Below are 4,248 nucleotides of genomic sequence, written 5' to 3' on the forward strand. Positions count from 1 at the left end.
ACCACTTGTGACTAAACCACCACTATTCACTGACTGCTTGAAGGCTTCATGTTTCTCATCCATATATCGCTTTTGCTCATCGAATGTTCTTGAATATGCTTGCGCTTTATTTTCCAAATCAGATATATGGCTATTAGCAAGTTGCTTTAATTCATCTATACTTGAAGATTTTGCTATTTGAATATCTGATAGACCTTTTTCTTTAGCTTTTTCAATCAGACTCGCATAATCTTCACCATTTTTTATAGCCTCGTCCATTGCTTTCGCACGATCCATAATAGTTTTTTCTAATTCCTGAAATTCAACAATATAGTGTAATTTTGTTTCAGATGGAATCATGCTAAACAAACTTTTTTCAACGTTAAATGTGATAGTTCTCTCGACAACTACCACGTCTGAATTACCTAATTCTGCAACCGAAACTTGAGCTTGATAACTTCCATCTCGTTTAATTACATCATTAGGTAATTGAAATTTTAAAATACCTTTAAATGGATCTAATATTTCTAGTGGAGCAACTACCATGACTCCTTTACCTCGAATCGCTATTCGTGCTTTGATATTTTCTTCACTCAATAATAACGGTTGATTATTTTTAGTGATATTAAAAAGAAGAACAGAAGAATCACTCTCTCCTGTTCTAAAAGTTATATCTAGATTTGAAATATTTTCATAATGCGCTGTGTTTTCTAAATTTATAGCTACAGATTTCTCTAAATTACTCATTAACTTATAATTCTCCCTTCGTGTAAAGTCCATGGCCCTGAACTTGTTTTACTATCATAATTTTTCAATAGTATCTCAGCAGATGCTGTAACACTATTACGAACTAGCCTATGAACAAAGCCACCTGTGTTTGAAGCTTCTACATATAAGTTCCAACCAGCTACCCCTTTACGTTCAGTTGGAAAATCTGTAAAACGTTTTGTATCATCCGTAGTTAAATAAAACGACATGCCTACTATGTTAATATCTGACATTTTTGTGATGAATGAAGGTACTCTCTCCCATTTACCACTATTTTTAGGCACATAATTCCAGTCCGAAATGTCTCCAGTTCTTCCAGAAAGCACCCTTTCAAAAGTCATCATATTCCTTGCATAACTATTACGCGTCAATATCTGAATTACATCACCGCCAGTTTGTGGTGGCTTAACTTCCAAGAACCAACCTGCATCACGCCATTCTCTTGGTAATGGGAAATCATCGATTTGAACTGTATGATCAGTGTATAAATAGTAAAGACCTGGCTCTGTTAACATCCCAAGATTCTTAAGTTTATCAGGCCTCATTGGTAAAGGTTTAACTCTACCACCTGTGTCACTCATGATAAAAGGAACGCCTCTTGAGTGAAGTATTTCTAAAATACCTCTTTGCCCAATCATGAAAATACGATGTGTTCTATTTCCATCACCACCGACAGTAACACCTAGCATCAAAGCTTTTTTACCACTATCTTTGTCATAGTATATTTGCAAACCTTCTGCTTCCGCAAATTCGCCAGGAAATGAATCTAGTGTTCCACCATAGTCAGCATTAACCTGATACGCTTCTTCTCCTGTTTCTAAATCGAAAGCCGTTAAATAGTTTCTATTATTTGGATTACTGTCTCCTGTATACCAATACAAGTATTTTTCATCAAAAGTCACACCCTGCATTGGTTGGGTTTCGTTTGTTAGTCTCATAGGGATACTGATTTTATGCAAAACTTTATCAATATTTTTATCAACATCGTCTAAACTTCTTATCTCTATATAATTCATTGAGTTTTCAAGTTCCCACTGACTTCTAGGTCTCTCAATTCTGTATAGAATTTTATTTTCTTTTTCATTTATGACAGGGGTGATGTAGGGTTTTTCTGGGTGTCCTGTAAATACATCTTGCATACCATACTTGCCATAGCTAATTTCCACATTAGGCGTATACTTGAAACGAACTAATGTATTCTCATTATTACCATTTAAGATAAAACTATAAATCCATAACTCATCATCAATATATCTATAACCGTTATGTGTACCATGACCCCCACCTACAATCAATGAGCTGTCTATAAATTGACCATTAGGTCTTAGACGACTTAGCATATAGCCATTATTTCTAGCTTGTGTCATGTATACTATGCCTGTTCTATTATCAAACCAGAAGGATTGCATTACTGCATTTGTAAGAGGTGCAAGTTCTGTCACAAATAAAAATTCTTGCTTATCAGGTTCAAAACGATACTCGATATCAAGAATTTCTTGTTTGGTCTTATTTAATTCTCTTATAGTTTCCTCTTTATTAATTTGAGTTTTGGTTTCCCAATCGTCTAAATGTTCTTTTAATGTGTCAAAGGTTTCGCCGTTTACATTAACTCGAGCTTGAACAATCTCATTAGCACTGTTATTACGTGGTGCCACAACAAGTGCGTTAATTTGACTTTGTAAAGATTTGTTTACTGCTGCTTGCGATCTACCATTATAATAAATTTGCTCAGCGAAGTGTTGAATTGTTTTAGCTTTCTGATGCAACTTAAACTCTGTTGTCAAGCCAAGCGCAAATTGCTCTATTCTTTGTAAGTTTTGTATTTCCTTAGCTCTATAATCTCGACCTGCTAAAGCTCCCAAATCCTTTATTAAATACAAATTTTCCATAATGCACCTTCCTTTCTAATAAAATAGCACTGTACCAAGTTTCCCACTATCGTCAACTGTTATTTTCCACAATTTACCGTTTGGGGATTTCTGTACAATGCTATTTTGAATAATTCCTGCTTCGCCTATTTTTAAATTATCTAATTTATTTTTATCATTTACCGAAATGATACCGTCTTGAGGCAATCCATCAATATCACTACTGCCTGCATAAGGTATCCCATTTATAGCTTTCCAATGTGTAGCTGGAAAATACTGTTTATCGTTTTCAAGTAGCGCTTTGATTTTAACTTCTTCTGTTGCCATTATATTAATACACTCCCTATATCCATTGTCTCGAAAGGAGAATTCAAAGTACTAGTGTATAAATGATTTATACGATTTGCTTGATAGTTATATCTATTATCTTGTGCAATAACTCGTCTGTTAAGCGCTTGTTGAATTTGTACCATATCCTTTATTTCATTGCTGAAAGACACTTCATCTATTGCGTTTACAAATGGATGTGACCTATCAAGTTTAACAACCTTTAATTCAGTGTTATATCCCATTAATTCATGAACAAAGAATACGCTATCTCTTGGCTCTATTTTTTCATAACCTATATAATTAACATCTAATTCAGTCTTAGGAGTATCATTTATTTGCTTTTTTGCAAATTCTAACAGCTTATCCTGTGTTTCGATATCTTCATTTGTTTGCGTATTAGCATATCGAATCCCAAACTGCTTTGCACTATCTGCGACGTAGTCAACAATTGCTTTGTATTGATTGCGACCTGAGTTGTCAGCAATTAAATTTAAGACTGTTGATTTTTCAGTTCCAACATACATACAAGGCTTAGCTTTTTTATTTGAAGATATATCAATTCTATTTTTGGGGTCTTCTCCTAAAAATATCATTTCTAAAACGTGCTTGCCTTTATCAATATTTTTTATTAAATCTATTGTTTCAGACTGAACCGACTTAGCAAAACAAGAAATTTGCTTAATTTGCTTGCCGTCTAAAATCAACTTATATATTCCACCTTGAGAGCCCTTTTTTATTGTAAATCTAACTGTTTCATTACCATACTTGCAATCAAAGTTAATAGTAGCTTTAGACCCAATTGTTTCGGTACGATAAGTACCTTCTTTTATAAAACCATTTGAATATTTAATGTCAGTTGTTCTAATAGGATTATAATTTTTCTTTTCCTCAGCTGTATACTTTTTTCCAAAAACTTTTATAGCTGTTCTTAATTCCAATGTACTGACAGTTGCAGATACAGTATCAGTATTATATTGATATCGAATCACTTTCTCGCTTCTTTGATAAAATGTTTCAGGAGAATAAAAACCAATCTCTGTATCATTTGGGTAAATTATACAGCCAAACAGGTCTACCGCTTCTTTACAGTATTCTAAGCCGTTTTTGTTACCTAATTCGTCAATCGGTACTTTTCGCTTAAAATCTCCAATTATTTTATAGGTCATTTTGACCGAAGTTTTTTGATTTGCAAATCCATATCTTAAGTACTCATCTAAAGAGTATTCTGGCGTTTTACCAGTTTCGCTACTGTCGTCATCAAGCTTATTTGATTCCACTGAGTGATTTTGAAATTCATACATTA

Annotated in this window: 4 protein-coding genes; all 4 read right to left on the minus strand. The window is 33.6% G+C overall.

Annotated elements, in window-relative coordinates; genetic code table 11:
* On the minus strand, window positions 1-726 hold a 726-nt coding region (locus IDG60_RS07610), incomplete at its 3' end, for a phage baseplate upper protein (protein WP_206160588.1).
* Complete coding sequence (locus tag IDG60_RS07615) at window positions 726-2,636, minus strand: phage baseplate protein (protein WP_000429551.1); 1,911 nt, start codon at window positions 2,634-2,636, stop codon at window positions 726-728. The genes IDG60_RS07615 and IDG60_RS07610, both read right to left, overlap by 1 nt.
* A 15-nt stretch (window positions 2,637-2,651) precedes the next feature.
* On the minus strand, window positions 2,652-2,942 hold the full coding sequence (locus IDG60_RS07620; RefSeq protein WP_000179862.1) for a hypothetical protein: 291 nt from the start codon (window positions 2,940-2,942) through the stop codon (window positions 2,652-2,654).
* Window positions 2,942-4,248 (minus strand): phage tail protein (locus IDG60_RS07625; protein ID WP_113342694.1); only part of this gene is annotated, 1,307 nt, incomplete at its 5' end. The genes IDG60_RS07620 and IDG60_RS07625, both read right to left, overlap by 1 nt.

This window comes from Staphylococcus sp. EG-SA-2 (assembly GCF_017152085.1).

Bases quoted from the DNA above. Each gene is read 5' to 3' on its own strand.
- IDG60_RS07615 (WP_000429551.1), bottom strand. From the start codon at position 2,636: ATGGAAAATTTGTATTTAATAAAGGATTTGGGAGCTTTAGCAGGTCGA.
- IDG60_RS07620 (WP_000179862.1), bottom strand. From the start codon at position 2,942: ATGGCAACAGAAGAAGTTAAAATCAAAGCGCTACTTGAAAACGATAAA.